Annotated in this window: 12 protein-coding genes and 1 pseudogene; 5 read left to right on the top strand and 8 right to left on the bottom strand. The window is 69.6% G+C overall.

Annotated elements, in window-relative coordinates; genetic code table 11:
• Positions 1-21: 21 nt before the first annotated feature.
• Positions 22-450: a CBS domain-containing protein gene (locus A5692_RS01505; protein WP_068051374.1), complete on the bottom strand. Its 429-nt coding sequence runs from the start codon at positions 448-450 to the stop codon at positions 22-24.
• A gap of 195 nt (positions 451-645) precedes the next feature.
• On the opposite strand from A5692_RS01505, the gene A5692_RS01500 reads away from it, so the two are divergent.
• Positions 646-1,485, top strand: coding sequence for a ribonuclease Z (locus tag A5692_RS01500; protein ID WP_068051367.1), 840 nt, complete (start codon positions 646-648; stop codon positions 1,483-1,485).
• A gap of 28 nt (positions 1,486-1,513) precedes the next feature.
• Here the strand turns inward: A5692_RS01500 and A5692_RS01495 are convergent, their stop codons facing one another.
• Genes A5692_RS01495 through A5692_RS01485 form a run of 3 tightly spaced genes read right to left on the bottom strand, consistent with a single transcriptional unit; the run spans position 1,514 to position 5,006 of the window.
• The gene (locus tag A5692_RS01495) at positions 1,514-2,353 is read right to left on the bottom strand and encodes a transglutaminase family protein (protein WP_068051365.1); all 840 of its coding nucleotides are present in this window, start codon (positions 2,351-2,353) and stop codon (positions 1,514-1,516) included.
• Positions 2,353-3,330, bottom strand: coding sequence for an alpha-E domain-containing protein (locus tag A5692_RS01490; protein ID WP_068051363.1), 978 nt, complete (start codon positions 3,328-3,330; stop codon positions 2,353-2,355). Before A5692_RS01490 ends, A5692_RS01495 begins: the two co-directional genes overlap by 1 nt.
• The gene (locus tag A5692_RS01485; RefSeq protein ID WP_068051361.1) at positions 3,330-5,006 is read right to left on the bottom strand and encodes a circularly permuted type 2 ATP-grasp protein; all 1,677 of its coding nucleotides are present in this window, start codon (positions 5,004-5,006) and stop codon (positions 3,330-3,332) included. Before A5692_RS01485 ends, A5692_RS01490 begins: the two co-directional genes overlap by 1 nt.
• A 146-nt stretch (positions 5,007-5,152) precedes the next feature.
• Here A5692_RS01485 and rpsT point away from each other — a divergent pair, with 146 nt between their 5' ends.
• Positions 5,153-5,413, top strand: coding sequence for a 30S ribosomal protein S20 (gene rpsT / locus A5692_RS01480; RefSeq protein ID WP_055402594.1), 261 nt, complete (start codon positions 5,153-5,155; stop codon positions 5,411-5,413).
• A gap of 13 nt (positions 5,414-5,426) precedes the next feature.
• Here rpsT and holA read toward each other — a convergent pair whose 3' ends face one another.
• The 3 genes and pseudogenes from holA to A5692_RS01465 form a co-directional block, all read right to left on the bottom strand.
• Positions 5,427-6,386: a DNA polymerase III subunit delta gene (gene holA / locus A5692_RS01475; RefSeq protein ID WP_082962310.1), complete on the bottom strand. Its 960-nt coding sequence runs from the start codon at positions 6,384-6,386 to the stop codon at positions 5,427-5,429.
• A gap of 44 nt (positions 6,387-6,430) precedes the next feature.
• Positions 6,431-8,039: pseudogene (locus tag A5692_RS01470) on the bottom strand (ComEC/Rec2 family competence protein).
• Positions 8,032-8,877, bottom strand: a complete 846-nt coding sequence (locus A5692_RS01465; protein ID WP_068051358.1) for a ComEA family DNA-binding protein — start codon at positions 8,875-8,877, stop codon at positions 8,032-8,034. The pseudogene A5692_RS01470 and the gene A5692_RS01465 overlap by 8 nt, the downstream one beginning before the upstream one ends.
• Positions 8,878-9,071: 194 nt before the next feature.
• Between A5692_RS01465 and A5692_RS01460 the strand changes: the two genes are divergently transcribed.
• Genes A5692_RS01460 through A5692_RS01450 form a run of 3 tightly spaced genes read left to right on the top strand, consistent with a single transcriptional unit; the run spans position 9,072 to position 11,781 of the window.
• Positions 9,072-10,232 (top strand): acyl-CoA dehydrogenase family protein, encoded by a 1,161-nt coding sequence (locus A5692_RS01460; protein WP_068051356.1) that lies wholly within the window; start codon positions 9,072-9,074, stop codon positions 10,230-10,232.
• A 7-nt stretch (positions 10,233-10,239) separates the two neighbouring features.
• Positions 10,240-11,346, top strand: coding sequence for an acyl-CoA dehydrogenase family protein (locus A5692_RS01455; RefSeq protein WP_068051354.1), 1,107 nt, complete (start codon positions 10,240-10,242; stop codon positions 11,344-11,346).
• Positions 11,347-11,349: 3 nt separating this feature from the next.
• On the top strand, positions 11,350-11,781 hold the full coding sequence (locus tag A5692_RS01450; RefSeq protein WP_068051352.1) for a PPOX class F420-dependent oxidoreductase: 432 nt from the start codon (positions 11,350-11,352) through the stop codon (positions 11,779-11,781).
• A 77-nt stretch (positions 11,782-11,858) separates the two neighbouring features.
• Here A5692_RS01450 and A5692_RS01445 read toward each other — a convergent pair.
• Positions 11,859-20,420 (bottom strand): type I polyketide synthase (locus A5692_RS01445; protein ID WP_068051350.1); only part of this gene is annotated, 8,562 nt, incomplete at its 5' end.

Below are 20,420 nucleotides of genomic sequence, written 5' to 3'. Positions count from 1 at the left end.
CGGGTCAGCGCCGCCCGGCGATCAGCCCTGCGTGATGTAGGACTGCAGCTGCTGCTGCTCGGCCTCGAGCTCTTCCATGCGGGTCTTCACCACGTCGCCGATGCTGACAATGCCGATCAGCTTCTTGCCGTCGAGCACAGGCACGTGGCGCACCCGGTTCTTGGTCATCAGCACGCTCAGGGAGTCGACCGTGTCCGATTTCGTGCAGGTGGCGACGTTGGCGGTCATGATCTTGGAGACCGGCCGGGACAGCACGCTCGCGCCGTGGGTGTGCAGCTGACGCACCACGTCACGCTCGGAGACGATGCCGACGACGCCCTCGTCGCCGACCACCACCATGGCCCCGATGTTCTGCTCGGCGAGGCCCGCGAGCAGCTCTTTGACCGTCGCCTCGGGGTTGATGGTCACCACCGCCGCGCCCTTGTTCCGCAAGACGTCTGCAATCCGCATCAAGGCCTCCAAGCCGGTTGTGATCCGCTTCACATCAGGCTACGGCTAACTTGCGCGGCGCAAAAGCCGCGACGAGAACCGATGGCCGATCCGTGTCCATACCCTGACGTCGTCGTTCGAAACCACAAGGGCCGCGTCGGCTCGGATCGCCCGATTGCGCCGCCGCCGAGCGCCGGGGCTTGCAAGATAGGGGCCATGATCGAGATCACGCTGCTGGGGACCGGGAGCCCGATCCCCGACCCCAACCGTGCCGGGCCGTCGACGCTGGTGCGCGCCGGTGGCCAGGTGTTCCTGGTGGACTGCGGGCGCGGTGTGTTGCAGCGTGCGGCGGCGGTGGGTGTGGGCGCCGCCGGATTGTCGGCGCTGCTGATCACCCATTTCCACAGCGACCACATCGGGGATCTGGGCGACCTGCTCATCACCCGGTGGATCAGTACCTTCGCACCGGATCCCGCGCCGCTGCCGATCATCGGACCGCCCGGGACCGCGGAGACGGTGGAGGCGACGCTGCACGCGTTCCGCCACGACATCGAGTACCGGATCGCGCATCACGCCGACCTGAACGCCCCACCGGCGGTCGAGGTCCACGAATGCACCGATGGGACGGTGTGGGACCGCGACGGGGTATCGATCCGCGTGGCCCCCACCGATCACCGGCCGGTCGCGCCGACCGTCGGGTTCCGAATCGACTACGGGGCGGCGTCGGTGGTGCTGGCCGGGGACACGGTGCCCTGCGCCGGTCTCGACCAGCTGGCGGCGGGCGCCGGCGCGTTGGTGCACACCGTGATCCGCAAGGACATCGTCGGCAACATCCCACAACAGCGGCTCCAGGACATCTGCGACTACCACTCGTCGGTCCAGGAAGCGGCGGCGACGGCGGCGCGCGCGGGGGTCGGCACCTTCGTCATGACCCACTACGTGCCGGCGCTGGTGCCGGGCCAAGAAGAACAGTGGCGGGCGCTGGCGGCGTCGGAATTCGGCGGGCGGATCGAGCTGGGCGACGACCTGCATCGCGTCGAAATCGACGCGCCTTAAGGGCCATTCGGGAGGTCGCTGCGCCGGGCTACGCCAGCCGGGTGACCTCCACGACGACGTCGAGATCGGTCGCCCCCTGACCGGAATAGATGCCCTTGAGCGGAGGCACGTCGGTGTAGTCGCGACCGGCACCCACGCTGACGTATTGCTCGGAGATCTCGGTTTCGTTGGTCGGGTCATAGCTCCACCAGCCGCCCGTCCAGGCCTGGATCCAGGCGTGGCTGCGCCCGTCGACGGTGTCGCCGATCACGGCGTTGCGCTTGGGATGCAGGTAACCCGACACATAATGCGCGGGAATTCCCATGGCCCGCAACAACATCAGCGACAGGTGGACGAAGTCCTGGCAGACGCCCCTGCCCTCGTTCAACGCGTCCAGTCCCGACGAGTGCACGCTGGTGGTTCCCGGAAGATATTCCAGCTCGCCGCGCACCCAATGGGCCGCGGCGACGACGGCCTCCGCGGGCCGGTGTGATTTGACGATCTTTTTCGCCACCGACCCGACCTTCTTGCTCGCCGGGGTGTGCGCGGTGGGGCGTAGCAATTCGTCGAATCGATCGATCACCGCGTCCGACCGCAGGTCGCTCCAGTCGACGTTGGTCACCGGCGGTTCGGGCCCCTCGGTTTCGACCACCGAGGAGGACGTCACCGTGAGGTCGGAGTGCGGCGCGTGCAGATCGAAAGCCGTTACGGCCGTGCCCCAATAGTCGACGTAGCGATAGGACCGCGTCGCGGGGATGGTTTCGACGCGATTGAGGATGACGTTCTGCCTGGAGTTCGACCGCGGGGTCAGCCGCGCTTCGTTGTAGGAGGCGGTGACCGCCGACTGGTAGGCGTAACCGGTGGTGTGCACCACCCGCAGCCGCCACATCAGTTGTCCCCCGGCCGGCCGACCAGCCCGGCCCGATCGCCGGCGTCCGACCACGCCACCCAGGGCGTGACGTGAAAGTACTGGACCGATAACGCCTCTCCCACTTCGTGACAGGTTCGCTGCAGCCCGGCCAGGCGGAATTCCAACGACTCCAGCAGCACACCGGGCTGCACGAATTCCAGCTCGCTGCGGGCCTGGCCCAGCAGCCGCTGCGCCTCCCCGGTGGCCCCGATCCGGCTCTGCCGATTGTGCAGCAGCTCATCGAGGTTGTGTTCGGCCAGCCGCAGCGAATAGAACACCGACCGCGGGAAAAGCCGGTCGAGCATCATGAACTCGACGACCCGGCCGGCATCCAGCACGCCGCGGTAGGTGCGCAGGTAGGTGTCGTGCGCGCCCGCGGAGCGCAACAGCGTCACCCACGCCGGCGACGACGCGCTGTCGCCCACCCGCGACAGCAGCAGCCGCACCGTCATGTCGACCCGCTCGATCGCCCGGCCCAACACCATGAAGCGATACCCGTCGTCGCGCGACAGCGTCGAGTCGGCCAGCCCGGCGAACATCGCCGCCCGGCCTTCGATGTACGACAGGAATTCATGTGGCCCAAGGCGTTTGGCGGCGCGCTCGCGCTCGGGCAGGGCATGGTAGGTGGTGTTCAGGCACTCCCAGATCTCGCTGGACGTCACCTCCCGCGCGGACTTGGCGTTTTCCCGCGCCGCCGTGATGGCGTCGACGATCGACGAACCCCCGGAAGCGTTGGTGCTGAAGGCCACCAGGTCGGTCAACGACCACACGTCGAGGTCGTGGGTGGGGGGATCGATGCCGAGCACCCGCAGCAGCAGGCGGGACGCCTGGTCGGGGTCGACGCTGGAATCCTCGAGCAGCTGGTGCAGGACCACATCGAGAATGCGCGCCGTGTCGTCGGCGCGCTCGACGTAGCGCCCGATCCAGAACAGCGCCTCGGCATTGCGGGCCAGCATCAGCGCCTCCCCCGGCGCTGATGCTGCTGCTGGAGCTGCTGTTCCTGGGGCAGCTCGGTGGGTTGCGACTGCGTTTGCGACAACCGCTGCCCGCCGTCGAGCGCCGGGTCGGGAATGGACTCCGGCAGCGAACGCACCACTTCGGCCGCGCCGAGCTCCCGGTCGCTGTCCGAGCCGCGCGATGCCAGCACCCAGGTGTCCTTCGAGCCACCGCCCTGGCTGGAGTTGACCACCCGGGAGCCCTCGACCAAAGCCACCCGGGTCAGCCCGCCGGGCAGCACCCACACGTCGTCGCCGTCGTTCACCGCGAAGGGCCGTAGGTCGACGTACCGGGGTGCCAGGGTGTTCCCGATCTGCGTCGGCACGGTCGACAGCTCCATCATCGGCTGGGCGATCCAGCTGCGCGGGTCGTCGCGAACCTTCTTGGCCACGGCGGCCAGCTCTTTGTCGGATGCTTCCGGCCCGAACACGATGCCGTAGCCGCCGGACCCCTCGACCGGCTTGAGCACCAACTCGTCGATCCGGTCCAGCACCTCTTCGCGTTCGTCGTCGAGCCAGCACCGATACGTCTCGACGTTGGCCAACAGCGGCTTCTCCCCCAGGTAGTACTCGATCATGGTGGGCACGTAGGTGTAGACGAGCTTGTCGTCGCCCACACCGTTGCCGATCGCGCTGGAGACGACCACGTTGCCGGCGCGCGCGGCGTTGACCAGGCCGGCCACCCCCAGCACCGAGTCGGCGCGGAACTGCAGCGGATCCAAGAAGGCGTCATCGATACGCCGGTAGATCACGTCGACCTGCACCTCGCCGTCGGTGGTGCGCATGTAGACCTGGTTGTCCCGGCAGAACAGGTCGCGACCTTCGACCAGCTCCACGCCCATCTGCCGGGCCAGTAGCGAGTGCTCGAAGTACGCCGAGTTGTACACCCCGGGGGTCAGCACCACCACCGTCGGGTCGGCCTCGTTGGTGGCCGCGGAATTGCGCAGGGCACGCAGCAGGTGCGAGGCGTAGTCGTCGACCGCGCGCACCCGGTGCGTGGCGAACAGGTTCGGGAAGACCCGCGCCATGGTCCGCCGATTCTCCATGACATAAGAGACGCCCGACGGCGAGCGCAGGTTGTCCTCGAGGACGCGGAAATTGCCCTTCTCGTCGCGGATCAGGTCGATGCCGGCGACGTGGATGCGGACGCCGTTGGGCGGGACGATGCCCATCGCCTGGCGGTGGAAATGCTCGCAGGAGGTGACCAGCCGGCGGGGAATGATGTCGTCGTTCAGGATCTCCTGATCGCCGTAGATGTCGTCGAGATACATCTCGAGCGCCTTGACGCGCTGGATGATGCCACGCTCCAACCGGCTCCACTCGGCGGCCGAGATCACCCGCGGGACCAGGTCGAGCGGAAACGGCCGCTCCTGGCCCGACAGCGAAAACGTGATGCCCTGGTCGAGGAATGCGCGGCCCAGGGCTTCGGCGCGCGCCTTGAGCTCCGAGGCGTCCGACGGCGCGAGCTCGGCGTAGATGCCCTTGTAGGGGCCCCGGACGCCGCCCTGTGCGTCGAACATCTCGTCGAAGGCCATCGAATAGATGTCCGACGACGTGTTGTACCCGCCGAAGATGCGCTCGGCGCGCGCAGCACGCAACCCCCGCCTGTTTTCCTCAAGCTGGCTCGGAAGACTCACTTTTCAGATGCTGCCTCAAATCGGCGTTATGGCAGGCCACGGGTTCCCGTTTTGGGAGAAAACGTAACCGACTGATAACCTGGGCAGTCGCTGTGGTGATATCCGGCGCCCAAACCAACGTCGAATCGAAGAAGGAACTTACAAGCGTGGCCAACATCAAGTCGCAGCAGAAGCGCAACCGCACCAACGAGCGCGCTCGCCTGCGCAACAAGTCGGTGAAGTCTTCGCTGCGCACCGCTGTGCGTGCGTTCCGCGAGGCCACCCACGCCGGCGACAAAGAGAAGGCCACCGAGTTGCTTGCGTCGACCAACCGCAAGCTGGACAAGGCCGCCAGCAAGGGCGTGATCCACAAGAATCAGGCGGCCAACAAGAAGTCGGCCCTGGCGCGGGCGCTCAACAAGCTCTGAGCGCGGCCCGCGCTCACCGACCTCGGTGGGCGGCCAGCTCGGCCACCTTCCTGACCGCCGACTCCAACGCGTAATCGGCGTCTGCGACCGCGCCTTTGACATTGGCGTTGAGCGTCGCCACCACCTTCATCGCCGCCGCCACGCTCTCGCGCGACCAATACCGCGCCTGCTTCTGGGCCTTCTGCACTCGCCAGGGCGGCATCCCCAGCTGCGAGGCCAGCCGATACGGATCGCCCGACAGCGGCCCGACCCGGCCGATCGTGTGGACCGCTTCCGCCAGGGCGTCGGCCAGCACCACCAGCGGCTCGCCCCGCATCATCGCCCACCGCAGCGCCTCAGCGGCGCCCGCTACGTCACCGGCCACCGCCTTGTCGGCGATGTCGAACCCCTTCACCTCGGCCTTGCCGCTGTGGTAGCGGCGGACCGCGGCGGCGTCGACGACCCCGCCGGTGTCGGCAACCAGCTGCGAACAGGCGGCCGCCAGCTCCCGCACGTCGGAGCCGACCGCGTCCAGCATCGCGGTCACGGTGTCCTCGTCCACCTTGACCCGAAGCGCGCGGAACTCCTTGCGGACGAAATCGATGCGCTCGCTGGCCTTGGTGATCCGCGCGCAGGGATGCACGACGGCGCCGAGTGACTGCAGCTCGGTGGCCAGCGCCTTGGCGCGCCCGCCGCCCGAATGCACGACCACCAGCATCGTGCCCAGCGGGACGTCCGCCGCGGCGGCGACGATCACCGCGGCCGCCTCCTTGCCCGCTTCCCCGGCGGCCTCCAGCACGACGATGCGCTCGTCCCCGAACAGCGACGGGCTCAGCAGTTCAGCGAGCTCGTAGGTGCTGACGTCACCCGCCCGCATGCGGCTGACCGGGACGTCGGCTTCGTTCTGCGAACCCGCCCGCCGGCGCGCCGACCGCAACACGCCGGCCACCGCCCGCTCGACCAGCAACTCCTCGTCACCCAGGACCAGGTGCAACGGCGAATCCTCGCTCACCCCACGATGGTGTCACGGCGGACCGACTACGCCGCTCCGGGATCCAGGGCCGTCGACAACCACCAGGCCAGCGCGCAGAGCAAAGCCGTGATTGCGGCCACGCGGGCGGCGGCCCGGGACCGGCGCCGCCCGCGCAGCCGGGTGACCGCGACGACGATCAGCGCGGTCACCCCCGCGACCAGCAGCACCCCGGGCACCCCGGACGGAACGGGCACCGTCGCCGCCGGCGCGCCGGCCGACCAGTGCGCCACCCGCACCACCCACCACAGTTCGGGGCCGGTGAATCGGATCAACAGCTGAGCGCCGGCCGGCCACGGCACGCTCAACACGGCCGCCGCGCTGCCGAGCACGGTGATCGGCGCTATCACCGGGGCCGCCGCGAGGTTGGCGGCCACCGCCACCAGGCTGACTCGCCCGGAGATGCCCGCCACCAGCGGGGCGGTCACCACGTGTGCGGCCGCGGCGATCGCCAGGGCGTCGGCGAGCGGCCTGGGGCAGCCCCGGCTCACCAGTCGCCGCGACCAGAGCGGCGCGATGACGACCAGCGCGGCCGTCGCGACCACCGACAGCGCGAAGCCCACGTCGACGGCCAGCTGCGGGGCTATCGCCAGCAAGACCAGTACCGTGGCGCCGAGCGCGGGGATGGCCTGGCGCCGCCGCGAGAACAGCATCCCGGCCAGCGCGATCGCGCCCATCACGGCCGCGCGCAACACGCTCGCCGTCGGCTGCACCAGAACGACGAATGCGACGAGCGTCAGTCCGGCGAGGACGACGGCCGCCCGCGGGCCGATCAAGCGCGCCGAGAACAGCACGGCCGCGCACACGATGGTCACGTTGGCGCCCGACACCGCCATCAGGTGCGTCATGCCCGCAGCGCGGAAGTCGCGGTCGGTGTCGGCGGTGACCGCCGAGGTATCACCCAGGACCAGGGCGGGCAGCATCGCCGCCTGCCCGGCCGGCAGCGCACCGCGAACGGCGGCGGTGAACCGGCCGCGAACCGTGTGGGCGGCCCGCTGCACGGCGCTCGCGGTGCCCAGGGCCGGCCGGCCCGACGCGTTGAGGACCGCGACGGTGAGGTCGCGGCGGGTCGGACGGCCGATCCGCGCGGTGAATCGCACCGGCCGGCCGACCATCAGTCCGTCGGCTTCCGATTCGAAGTCCGACGCGCGCGCGAAGACGACGACGCGACCGGAAATCGGCGCATCGCGCAGCCGCTGCAGCGTGGCGCGAAACATGAGGCGGCCGCGACTCAACGAGATCGGGCTCTCGGTGGGCGTGACCGTCACCGGGGCGGCGGTCCCGAACGCGGCGGTGATCGGGTGGCGATCGACGGCTTCCGCGCGCAGCGCGACCGCGAACCCGAACCCGGCGCCGATTGACCCCGGCCGCGGCAAGGCCGGCGCCGACGGCTCGCAGGCGCCCTGTTGCTTTCCACCGCCCGTGCGCGGCGTGCCAGGCCAGCGCGCCGGAGGCGGCGGCCAACGCGACGCAGCACGCCGCCACCACCCGGCCGATCGGCCACCAGATCCCGGCGGCGGTCACCACCCAGCAGGTGAGCGCGGCCGGCACGAGGCGGGCGTCGACGCGCACCGCGCCCTCTTCGACGACGCCGGACCGTCCACGGGTCTCAGACACGGACCAGGGCGCGCAACTTCTCCAGCCTCGCCGGACCGATGCCGTCGACCTCGGCGAGCTGGTCCACGCTGGTGAACTTGCCGTTCGCCTGCCGCCACGCGACGATCGCGGCGGCCGTGACCGGCCCGACGCCGGGCAGGGCGTCCAAATCCTCCACGCTCGCGGTGTTGAGGTCGAGCACCTCGCCCGCCTTCGGCCTCGCCGGTCCGGCCCCTTGCCGCGGTGGCTTCGACGTCGGTGTGGAGCCACCCGCCACCGAGCTTCCCAACGCCGCCGGCTGCCCGGGGGCCGGGGCGAGCCCGACGACGATCTGCTCGCCGTCGCCGAGCGGGCGCGCCATGTTCAGCCCGATGGTGTCCGCCCCGCTGACAGCGCCGCCCGCGGCTTGCAGCGCGTCGGCGACGCGCGCCCCCGGTGCCAGGGTGACCAGACCGGGGTTGTGCACCAGGCCCACCACGCTCACCACCACGGGCCGGTCGGGGCCGGCACCCGGGCCGGCGGACGACTTGGGACTCGTCGTCGCCGCCTTCTCCACCGGCGGCAATTTGGCCGACATCACCGGCGCGGGCCGATCCCTCAGCAGCGTGAATACCGTGACGAGCACGGCCAGCGCCGCCACGATAGCCAGCCCGATCGCGCCGGCGCGCCCAGGGTCGGCGCGCAGCCTGGCCAACCACCCCCGCTGCGGGGACGCGGCGGGCAGCCAGCGCGGCAACAGCGAATTCTGGTCCTCGTCGGCCGACTGCCCGGCCGCCGTCGACTCCGCGGCGTCGGACTCTGCGTCCGGCTCGGCGCCGAGTCTGCGCTGCAAACGCTCGGCGGGAAGTTCTGTTCGCATGCGCCGACCGTAGGTGCGCCCACCGTCGGCTCGGCCCCGACCGGCGACGGCACGCCCCGAGACTGTGGACTAAACCGAGGCTGTGTACAACCGTTGTGGGTGATGGGTCAAGATGGAACCGAGAACGGCATCGCCAGAACCGGACCCTCCGACGCTGGTGGCCACGTTCGCCCCCCAGATGACAGGAGGCCGCCGTGCAACTGGCGCTCACACCGGAAGAAGCCGCGTTCCGCGACGAACTCCGCACCATCTACACCACCAAGATCCCCGAAGAGGTGCGCGAGCGGGTGCGCCGGGGTTCGGCGGAAGTGAACCATGACGACATCGTCACCAGCCACAAGATCCTGCACGAGCACGGCCTTGCGGTACCGAACTGGCCGGTCGAGTGGGGCGGCAAGGACTGGACGCCCACCCAGCACCAGCTCTGGGCCGACGAGATGCAACTGGCGTGCGTCCCGGAGCCGCTGAACTTCAACACCAAGATGGTGGGCCCGGTGATCGCCGAATTCGGTTCGGAGGAGGTCAAACAACGCTTCCTGCCGCCGACCGCCAGCCTCGACATCTGGTGGTGCCAGGGGTTTTCCGAGCCCGAGGCCGGTTCGGACCTGGCGTCGCTGCGCACCACCGCGGTGCGGGACGGCGACAGCTACATCGTCAACGGTCAGAAGACCTGGACCACGCTCGGCCAGTACGCGGACTGGATCTTCTGCCTGGTGCGCACCGACCCGCAGGCGCCCAAGCGTCAGGCCGGCATCTCGTTCCTGCTGTTCGACATGAAGACCCCGGGCATCACCCTGCGGCCCATCAAGACGATCGACGGCGGCCACGAGGTCAACGAGATCTTCTTCGAAGACGTCCGCGTGCCCGCCAATCAGCTTGTGGGAGAAGAGAACAAGGGCTGGACGTACGCGAAATTCCTGCTCGGCAACGAACGGACCGGCATCGCCGGGGTGGGACGGACCAAAGTGCGTCTGGCCGAGGTGAAGAAGCACGCCGCGGCGACCGGCGTGCTGGAGGATCCGCTGTTCGCGGCCCGGCTTGCAGAAGCCGAAAACGAGCTGCTGGCACTGGAACTCACGCAGTCGCGAGTGGTCACGGACTCCGCGAACGGGCAGCCCAATCCGGCGTCGTCGGTGCTCAAACTGCGTGGCAGCCAGTTGCAGCAGGTGGCCACCGAACTGCTCGTCGAGGTGGCCGGGCCCGACGCGCTGCCCGCCGACGGCGAAGGCATCGCGTCTCCGGACTGGGCGCAACACAGTGCGCCGCACTACCTGAACTACCGCAAGACATCGATCTACGGCGGCAGCAACGAGGTGCAGCGCAACATCATCGCGTCCACCATTCTGGGATTGTGAGGCAGCCATGGACTTTCAGTTGACCGACGAGCAGACACTGCTCCGCGACACCACCCGCGAACTGCTCTCACGCAGCTACGACCCGGAGAGCCGCAACAAGGTGATCGGCTCGGACCTGGGCTGGAGTCGCGAGGTATGGAGTCAGCTCGCCGACACCGGGATCCTCGGCCTCGGCGTCGACCCGGAGGAGGCGGGCCAGATCGAAATCATGGTCGTGCTCGTCGAGGCGGGGCGCCGGCTGGCCCCCGAACCGATCCTGCACGCCGCGCTCGCACCGGGTGCGCTGATCGCCGAGTTGGGCACCGACGCCCAGAAGGAACAGCTCGACGACGTCGCGGCCGGCCAGCGACTGCTGGCCTTCGCCCACCTGGAACCGGGCCACCGCGCGCCGACCGCGGACGTGGGCACCAAGGCTGAGCGGCAAGGCGATTCGTGGGTCCTGAGCGGGCGCAAGAACCCGGTGCTCGCCGGCGACTGCGCCGACGCCCTGGTCGTCAGCGCCGCCCTGCCGGACGGCGGCACGGGGCTGTTCCTGGTCGACGCGAGCGCGGTGACGCGCCACCCGTACCGGACCTTCGACGGACAACGCGGCGCGCAGGTCGACTTGGACGCCACACCGGCCGAGCCCCTCGGCGAAGGGGCGGACGCGTCGCCGGCGATCCGCGACGCCATCATCCGCATCCAAGCGGGACTGTGCGCCGAAGCGCTCGGCGCGATGGAGGAAGCGCTGCGCCTGACCACCGACTACCTCAAGACCCGCAAGCAGTTCGGCGTCACACTCAACAAATTCCAGGCACTCACCCAGCGCGCGGCCGACATGTACGTGTCGCTCGAACTGGCGCGCAGCATGAGCATGTACGCGTCGATGTCGATCGCGGACGGCAACATCGATCCGGTGATCGCCTCGCGGGCCAAGCTGCAGATCGGCCGCTCGGGCCGGCACATCGCCCAGGAGTCGATCCAGCTGCACGGCGGCATCGGTGTGACCGCGGAATACCCGGTCGCCCACTATGCCGCCCGGCTCACCGCGATCGAGCACACACTGGGCACGTCCGGCGACCACCTGCACAACCTGATCGACCACATCGGCGACTACGACCTGGCCCGTCTCTAGCGCATGGCAGCGCCCGCCACGCTCTCGGAAAGAGTTGTCGAGTTCCTGTCAGCCGGCACCCGTACCGGCATGCTCGGTTACGTTGCCGCCGACGGCCGGCCGCTGGTCGCGCCGGTGTGGTTCGTCTTGGACGCGGGACAGCTGGCGTTCAACACCGGCCGCGACACGTCGAAAGGCCGCGCCCTGCATCGCGATCCGCGAGTGGTGATGTGCGTCGACGATCCGCATCCGCCGTACTCGTTCGTTCAGGTGCAGGGGGTGGCGACGGTGAGCGAGGATCCGGCCGACGTGCTCGACATCGCCACCCGAACGGGCGCACGGTACATGGGCGCCGACCGCGCCGAGGAGTTCGGCCGCCGCAACTCCGCGCCCGGCGAACTGGTGGTGCGCCTGCGCCCGACCAAGGTCATCGCCGGTTTCGATATCAGCGACTGACGCCCCCGGCGCCCGCGGACCCGGTTATCGGCTCAGGCGGGTCGGGCCGCACCGCCGGGGTCCGCGCCGCGCGCCCCCTAACCCGACGCCTGCACCACCTCGGGCACCTGACTGGCCAGGTACTCTGCCAGCGCACCGATCGTCGGATAGTCGAAAACCGCTGTGGCGCTGATAGTGAACGCGCCACCGAACTGACCGTACAACCGGTTACGGAGCTCGACCGCCATCAGTGAGTCGGTACCCAGGTCCAGGAACCGGCTCGTCGCGGCGGGCGGCTGCGCGAGCCGCAGGAATTGCTGCACTTCCTGCTGCAGGAATTCCGTCAGGAAACTGACCCGCTCCGCCTCCGGGACCTCGTGCAGCTTCTTGAGCAACTCGCTGTCGCCGGGCGCAGTCCCGGCGTCGCTCGGCAACAAGTGGTCGAGAATCGGTGGGCGAGCACCGCCCAGCATCTTCGCGGCGCGCTGCCAATTGGCTTTGATGACGGTCGCCTGGCCCGTCCCGTGCGCGACGATCTCACCGAGCGCGTTGAGCGCCGCGGAGGGGTCCATCGAAACCAGGCCCTGCGCAGCGAGATTGGCGCGCGCTGCCTCCGAGGCGGCCATGCCGCCCTGCGCCCACGGACCGAAGTTCACACTGGTGGCGGGCAGGCCTTGCGCCCTGCGCTCCGCGACCAGCCCGTCGAGCAGCGCGTTGGCCGTCGCGTAGTTGGACTGCCCGGGTGAACCGAGCACGCTGGAAATCGACGAGTAGACGATGAAGAATTCGAGTTCGTCTTTTCTGGTCAGCCGGTGCAGGTTCCAGGACCCCAACGCCTTTGGCAGCAGGGTCGTCCGGAATCGGTCGACGCTCTGCTGCGGTAGCAGCGCGTCATCGAGCACGCCCGCCAGGTGCACGACGCCCGCCAGCGGCGGCAACTCCGCCCGGATCCGCTCCAGCAGTTCCTCGACCTCGGACTCGTCGCCAATGTCGGCCGCAAAGGTGTGGATCCGGCACCGGTAGCGCTCGGCGATGGCGGCGATCGCCTGTTGTGCGTCCGCGTCGGGCGCGCGGCGGCTGGTCAGGACGATGTCGCCGGCACCGAGTTGGGCCAGGTAGGACGCGGTGTGCAGGCCTAGCGCCCCGAGGCCGCCGGTGATCAGGTAGCTCCGATCACCCTGCGGCTGCAGCGGGCTCGGCATCTGCAGCACGATCTTGCCGATATGCCGCGCCTGCTGCATGCGGCGAAACGCCGTCTTCGCCTCGGTCAACGGGTAGATCTCGGCGGGCAGCGGCGCCCACTCGCCGCCGCCCAACCCATCGGACACCTCGCCCAGCAATCGCCGGATGCGCTCCGGGTCTTGCACGATCGTGCCGTCCAGCGCAACGACCTCGTAGGCGATGTCCGGCCGGGCCGCCGCCATCTGCGCATGCGTCCAGATGTCTCGCTTGGCGATCTCGGCGAAACGGCCATTGCGGGCGATGGCCCGCACGGTCGCTTCCACAAAGCCTTCGTTGGTAAGGCTGTTGAGCACGACGTCGACGCCCGCCCCGTCGGTGTCCGCGAGGATTTGGTCAGCGAAATCGGTTGTGCGCGAATCGTATATGTACTCGACACCTAACTTGCGCAGCGTAGCCCGTTTGTAGGTGCTGGCGGTGGCGAAGACGATCGCGCCCTGCTGCTGGGCCATCTGGATGGCGGCCAGTCCGACGCCACCGCTGGCGGCGTGGATGAGCACGCGGTCACCGGGCTTGAGTTGCGCCCAGTCGAACGCGAGCCGCACGGTGAGTGCTGCAGCCGGAATGGTGGCCGCCGCCACCGCGCCCAGCTCGTGCGGTACCGGCGCCAGCAGTTGGGCGGGCACGTTGATCCGGCTGGCAAACGCCCCCTGCATGAAGCCGAAGACACGCTCGCCGACCTCGAATCCGGCCACGCCGACGCCTATTTCGGTGACGATGCCGGAGAAGTCGCCGCCGATCAGCCCCGGATCGCCCGGGTAGAGGCCCAGCACGTTGAGCACATCCCGGAAGTTGAGACCGGCGGCCTCCACCCGGATCTGAACCTGCCCGGCATCCGGTGGCGGGACTTCCGTCTCGGCGAGACGCAAGTTGTCGATCGCGCCCCGTTCGGTCGGCGCCAGCACGTAATCGCCCGTGCGCGGTACGGCGAGATGACCACTGCGCGCCCAGGGCAGCAGCCTGGACGCCAGGAACTTCCCTTGCCGCAGTGCGAGTTCGGGTTCTTCCAGAGACGTGTCGGCCGCGCCGAGCAGCCCGCCCAGTGCGTGCACGGCCTCGTCGGATCCGTCGTGGTCGATCAGCCTGCAGCGCAGCGCCGGCTGCTCGGAGGTGATGGTGCGTCCCAGCCCCCACAGCGCCGCCTGCACGGGGTCGACCCGCTCACCGGATTCGGTCGCCACGGCCCGTTCCGTGACGATCCACAGTCCGCCGGGCAGTTTCACCGACTCTTCGGCCAGCAGCGTGTGCACGGCGCCCAGCAGATTGCCGATGTCTGTCTCCAGCCGCGCGGCGAACTCGTCGCTCGACTCCTCCGCGCCCGGTCGACCGGTGCCGCGCCAGACGACGCCGGTGATCGGGGCGCCGCTCTCCCGCGCTTGGTCGAAAAGCTGCCGCCAGTCCCGCGGCCCCATGGCCGGGCTGGACGGAACGCAACCCGGCAGCTCAGCCGCCAGCTCGTCGAATCCGGCGACCAGCCAAGTGCCACGGTCCTTTTCGCCCTGCCCCGTATCGGTGCTTGACGCCGGCGCGGGCACCTCGTGCCAGCCGAGGGTGTACAGCAGCCGGGCGACGTCGCCGCCAAGTCCGCGCAGCAACGCTTCGCGGGGCGCACGTTTGACGGTGAACTCGCGTATTCCGCCCAGGTGGCGGCCATCGCGATCCACGAAATCGAGGTCGAAGACCTGTGTTTCGCTCTCCATACCGCCGGCGCGCCACTTCGCCCGGCAGTAGAACCGCCGCGGCATCCGCTCGGCGAGCATCACCCGCCCGTAACGCAACGGCAGAAACAGGTCGGGAACCGCTCCCTGTTCGGTCGCCGCGAGAAGCGCGGGAAAGGCCGGGAAGGCGACGCCCGTGCACAGGTCGAGCAGTACCGGGTGGACCGGCTCGCTGCCCAACTGTTGGGCGAGTTCTTCACCGACGACGACGTCGCCGACCGCCTCGCCCTCGCCCACCCACAGCGACTTCAAGGAGGTGGACCAGGTGGGGCCCCAGGCGAGTTCCATGTCGGCGAAGGTGTCGAACAGCTGCTGGGGGCGGGTACGGTTCAACCGTTCGACCGCGGCGTCAACGGAATCCACCGGCTCGTCTTCGACGTTGGCGACTCCGGTGACGACGGTGCCGTCGGCGTTCAGCGACCATTCCGCGTCGCGGACGCCGTATGGCCGGCTGTGCACCTGGAAGGTCCACCCACCACGGTCCTCGGACGGATGTAAGGTCAGCTGCACCTCGCGAGAACTCTTGTCGGGCAGGATGATCGGCTCGTAGAAGAAGACGTTTTGGACCTGAGCCGGCGTCCCGACCGCGGCAAGGGCCATCGCCGCGTAGGTCGCTCCGGGAACGACAACGGTGCCATAGATGACGTGATGGGACAGCCACGGCTGCGATTTGACGGACAGCCGACTGGTGTACACGACATCACCGGAGGCCAGATCCTTCTCGCTGCCGAGGATTCCGGACACGCCGGCAGCCCGACCGTCGACGCTGGCGACACCGGACGTCTTGGGCCAGAAGTGGCGGCGCTGGAACGGATAGGTGGGCAGATCGAGTCTGCGGCCGGGTCGCTGGTAGACCGTGGCGAACTCGGGCCGGTGCCCGGCGACATAGGCCGCCGCCAGCGCATCGGAGATCTGACGCCGGGCGCCGGTGCCCTTGCGCAGGGAGGCGATCGCGCGTGGCGCCGCCGAATGTTCCGGCCAGACCTGCACCGCGGCCGCGGTCAGGATCGGTTGCGGGCCGATCTCCATCAGCACCGAGCAGCCCAGCGACGCCACCGTGCGCACGCTCTCGGTGAACTGCACCGGTTGGCGGGAATGCCGCCGCCAATATTGCGCGTCCAGCGGGGTTTCCGCGGTGAGCACCGCGCCGGTGCGGTTGCACACCAGCGGGCGGGTCGGGGTGGCGAACTGCAGCCGTGTCGCATACGCCTCGAATTCGTCGAGCACCGGCTCGAGCAATTCGGAGTGGAAGGCATGGCTGGTGTCCAGCCAGGTGCAGCGGATCCCGTCATCGCTGAAGGCACCGACGATCTGTTCCAGATCGGTACCCGGACCCGACAACACCGTATTGCGGCCGTTGTAGGCGGCAACCGAAACCCGGGAGAACCGCTTGGCGGCGTGCTCCACCTGCTCGGGGTCGGCGAACACCGCCACCATCCGGCCCCCCTCGGGCAGGCTGCCGAACAGCCGCCCGCGTTCGGCCATCAACCGCGCCCCGTCCTCGAGGCTGAACACTTCGGCCACACACGCCGCCGCGTACTGGCCGACGCTGTGCCCGAGGACCACGTCGGGCTCGAAGCCCCACGACTGCCACAACCGGGCCAGGCCCATCTCGATCGCGAACAGCGCCGGCTGCGCAAACGACGTGTGCTGCAACGTCTCTGCGGCGTCCCGGGCGGTGTCGAAGAGAACCTCCAACAATGGGCGCGGCAGCATCCCCTCGACCGCTTCCGCGCACCGCGTCACCGTCTCGGCGAACACCGGCTCGGAGTCGAACAGCTCGCGGGCCATCCCCGGGTACTGACTGCCCTGCCCGGTGAACAACCACGCCGTCTTCGGCGGGTCGCCGCACTCGCCGCGGACCACGCCCGGTCGCAGCCGGTTCTCGGCCAACTCGGCCAGCATCTCGCGGGCGCCCCGCACCGAGTCCACGACCAGCGCGGCGCGGTGTTCGAAGTGCGAACGGCCGACCCCGGCGGTCAAGCAGACATCGGCGATGTCGACGCCGGGGTGCGAGTCCAGCCAGGACCCGTATCGCTGCGCCAACGCCACCAACGCCTGCGGTGAGCGCGCCGACACGGGGAACACGCTGACGAATTCGGTTGAGGCGTCCGGCGCCGGTGTCGCCGCAAGGCCGTCCGTGGAGTCGCCGGTCACCGTTTCCGGCGGCGCCTCCTCGATCAGCACGTGAGCGTTCGTTCCGGTGAACCCGAACGAGCTCACCCCGGCCCGGCGCGGCCGGCCGTTGGCCTGCCAGGGCGTCGCCCTGTCGACTACCCGCACCGGCAGGGAATCCCATGGAATGTGCGGCGACGGATTCTTGAAGTGCAGGTTCTGCGGCAGCACCTCGTGCTGCAAGGACAGCACGACCTTGATCAGACCCGCGACTCCGGCGGCCGACTCGAGATGGCCGAGGTTGGTCTTCGCCGACCCGATCAGCAGGGGCCGGCCCGGATCCCGGTTGGCGCCGTAGACGGCCGCGGCGGCCTGCACCTCGATCGGGTCACCGAGTGAGGTGCCGGTGCCGTGCGCCTCGAGGTAATCGACCTCTCCCCCGCTCACTCCGGCGCGGGCCAGCGCCGCGGAGATAAGCCGTTGCTGCGCACCGCCATTGGGGACCGTCAGACCGCTCGAGGCGCCGTCCTGGTTGACCGCGCTGCCCCGGATGACCGCGCAGATGCGGTCGCCGCTGCGTTGCGCATCGCTCAGCCGCTTGAGCACGAGAATTCCGCATCCTTCGCTGCGCACGTAGCCGTCGGCGGCGGCGTCGAAGGTCTTGCACCGTCCGTCGGGCGACAGCATCCTGGCTCGTGAGGCGGCGACGATGGATTCCGGGCTCAGCAGGACGTTGACGCCGCCGGCCAGCGCGAGATCGCAGTCGCCGGAGTGCAATGCCTGGCAGGCCTGATGGACGGCGACCAGCGACGAGCTGCACGCGGTGTCGACCGCCACCGCCGGCCCTTCCAGCCCGAGCGCGAAGGCGACTCGGCCAGCGATCGCGTTGAGCGCATTGCCGGTGATGAAGTGCGCTTCGATGCTTTCGACCGAGTCTCGCGACAACAGGTGCGAATACTCGTTGGCGGCCACGCCCACGAAGATGCCGCTTCGGCTGCCCCGCAACGCGGCCGGGGAATACCCGGCCCGTTCCAGTCCTTCCCAAGCGATTTCGAGCATCAGCCGCTGCTGCGGATCTATCCACACGGCCTCCCGCGGGGAGATTCCGAAGAACTCGGGATCGAATCCGCCGATCCCGTCGAGGAATCCGCCGCTGCGGCTGTAGATCTTGCCCGGCGTCTCCGGGTCGGGGTCGTAGTACTCGTCGATCTCGAAGCGGTCGTCCGGGATCTCCCGGATCGCGTCGACACCGCCGGACAGCACCTCCCAATAGCCTTCGGGATCGGGCGAGGCCGGAAAGCGGCATGCCACAGCGACGATCGCGATCGGCTCGTCGGCGGGTCCGGCCGCCACCGACGCCGGCCGGGCACCCGCCTTGGCGCTCGCCTGCGCGTTGAGACCGAGCACGTCGTCGAGCAGGTAAAGCGCCACGTCGGCCACCCGCGGATAGTCCATTGCGAGGGTGGCCGGCAGTTCCCTGCCGACCGCATGCTCGACTCGGCGCCGTAATTCGACGGCCATCAGCGAATCCATGCCGAGGTCGAAAAACCCGGCCTCCTCGCGAATCTCCGCCGCGTCGATCCGTGTCACCTCGGCGACGACGTCGCGCAGGTAGTCCACCAGCAGCTTCTTCCGCTGCTGCACCGGGGCGTGGGTAAGCTGTTCGACCAGCCGGGTGTTCCCGGACGGTGACGGCACCGGGACCGACTCGGGCAGCTCCCCGCCCAGCTCGTCGAGGAATGCGCGCCGGCCCGCCTGCTGATAGAGCGGCAGGAAGCGGGCCCAGTCGATCCGGGCCACCACACCGTGCGTGGCGGAAGCCGCGACGAGGTCGGCCATTCCGGCCAACGCGTCTGCGGGTGGCAGTGTGCGGACCCCGCGTTGCTCCAGGCGCGCGCGGGCCTCCTCGTCGGCCATCCCGGCCGCCCACGGGCCGAAGTTGACGCTGACCGCCGGCACGCCCTGCTCGCGCAGCCGCCAGGACAATCCGTCGAGGAAGGCGTTGGCCGCGCCGTAGGCGGTCTGGCCGAAGCTGCCCCAGACCGAGGCGATCGAGGAGGTGCTCAGGAAGAAGTCCAGCGACAGCTCCGCGGCAGCCTCGCTCAAATTCCAAGCGCCCCAGACCTTGCCCGCGAACACGCGATCCACTTCGGCGTCGTCCAAGGCCCGCAGCGGCGTGGTGCCCATCTCGCCCGCGGCGTGGACGATGCCCGCCAGCGGCGGCAGTTGGGCCTCGACCGTGGCCAGCAGGCGGGCGACGTCGTGCGGATTGGCGACATCGGCCGCGATGACCCGGATTTCACAGTCCGACCTTTCCCGGATGGCATCGACGCGTTGCTGCGCCGCAGCACTGGGCGCTCGCCGGCTGGTCAGCACCAGGTGGCGGGCGCCGCGGTCGGCCAGGTACCCGGCGACTTCCAATCCGACGCCGCCCAGCCCGCCGGTCACCAGATAGGTTGCCCCATCGCGCAATACGAGCGGCACCGCGGTCGGCTGCCCCGCCCGCCGGGTCAGCCGGGGAACGAAGACGCCGCCGTCTCTCAGCGCGATTTGATCTTCGCCCCGCGGTCCGGCCGCGACCTGACCGATCAGCCGGCTCCACTCGTCGGCTCCGCCGTCGGACAGGTCTGCCAGCCCGCCCCACAGCTGTGGGTGTTCCAGGGATGCGGCGCGCCCGAATCCCCACAGACAAGATTGCGCCGGCGACACGGTGTCGGCGTCGGTAACGCGTTGCGCACCGCGGGTGATCAACCAGATGGGGGCGCGCAGTTCGGCGGCGGCCGCGGCACGGAAGAGTCGGCGCGTTCCGCTCAGGACGCGGTGTTGCATCCGCAGCAGTGAGCGCATCGACGGCGCCGCATCCGCTTCGAGCGCCGCGCAGTTCAGGATCCGTGGCGTCGATTCGCCTGCCGCCGTTGCGCGTAGCTCCGCTTCGAGCCGTTTCTCGTCGGCTTCTGACACCGGCAGCCCGACGATCCGAAACGGCCGGCCCTGGGCGGTCAGCTCGTCGGTCAGCGGCGCGACCGCCTCGGTGTCATCGCTGATCAGCAGCCACTCGGAGCCCGCGCCGGCGTCCGCGCGTGCGGCCGCCACAGCGCTTTTCTCCCAGCGGATCTCGTAACGAGCGTCCGCGATGGATTGGGTCTCCCGTTGCTGGTTGTGTTGTGCGGCAAGCCTGGCCAGCACGTCGGTGGTCTGCCGGTCGGCGTTCGGACCGTCGAGCAGTGCGGCGAGTTCCTCGATCCGGCCGTCCTCGAGAAGCCGGACCGCGTCGGTGCGCGCGGCGGCGGTTTCGGCGACGGCCGCGGTGGCCGGGGCGTCCTTGTCACGAAACCAGTACCGGCGATGCTGGAACGGATAGGTGGGCAGGTCAAGCTTGCGGGTGGGTCCCCGCTGCAGAGCGCCGAAGGCCGGCAGGTGGCCGCAGATGTAGGCGTTGGCAAGGGCTTCGGTGATCTGGCGGTGGTCGGCGCCGTTTCGGCGCAGCGAGGCGATCGCGCGGGGCGCGGTGGCCGGATCGGGCCACGCCCGCAGAGCGGAGGCGGTAAGCACCGGTTGCGCGCCCACCTCGAGGAGGACCGCGCAGCT

This window comes from Mycobacterium sp. E342, from assembly GCF_001667665.1.
GTDB lineage: Bacteria > Actinomycetota > Actinomycetes > Mycobacteriales > Mycobacteriaceae > Mycobacterium.
The sequence above is the reverse complement of the archived record's forward strand: the minus strand, read 5'-3'. Positions and strand labels throughout refer to the sequence as shown.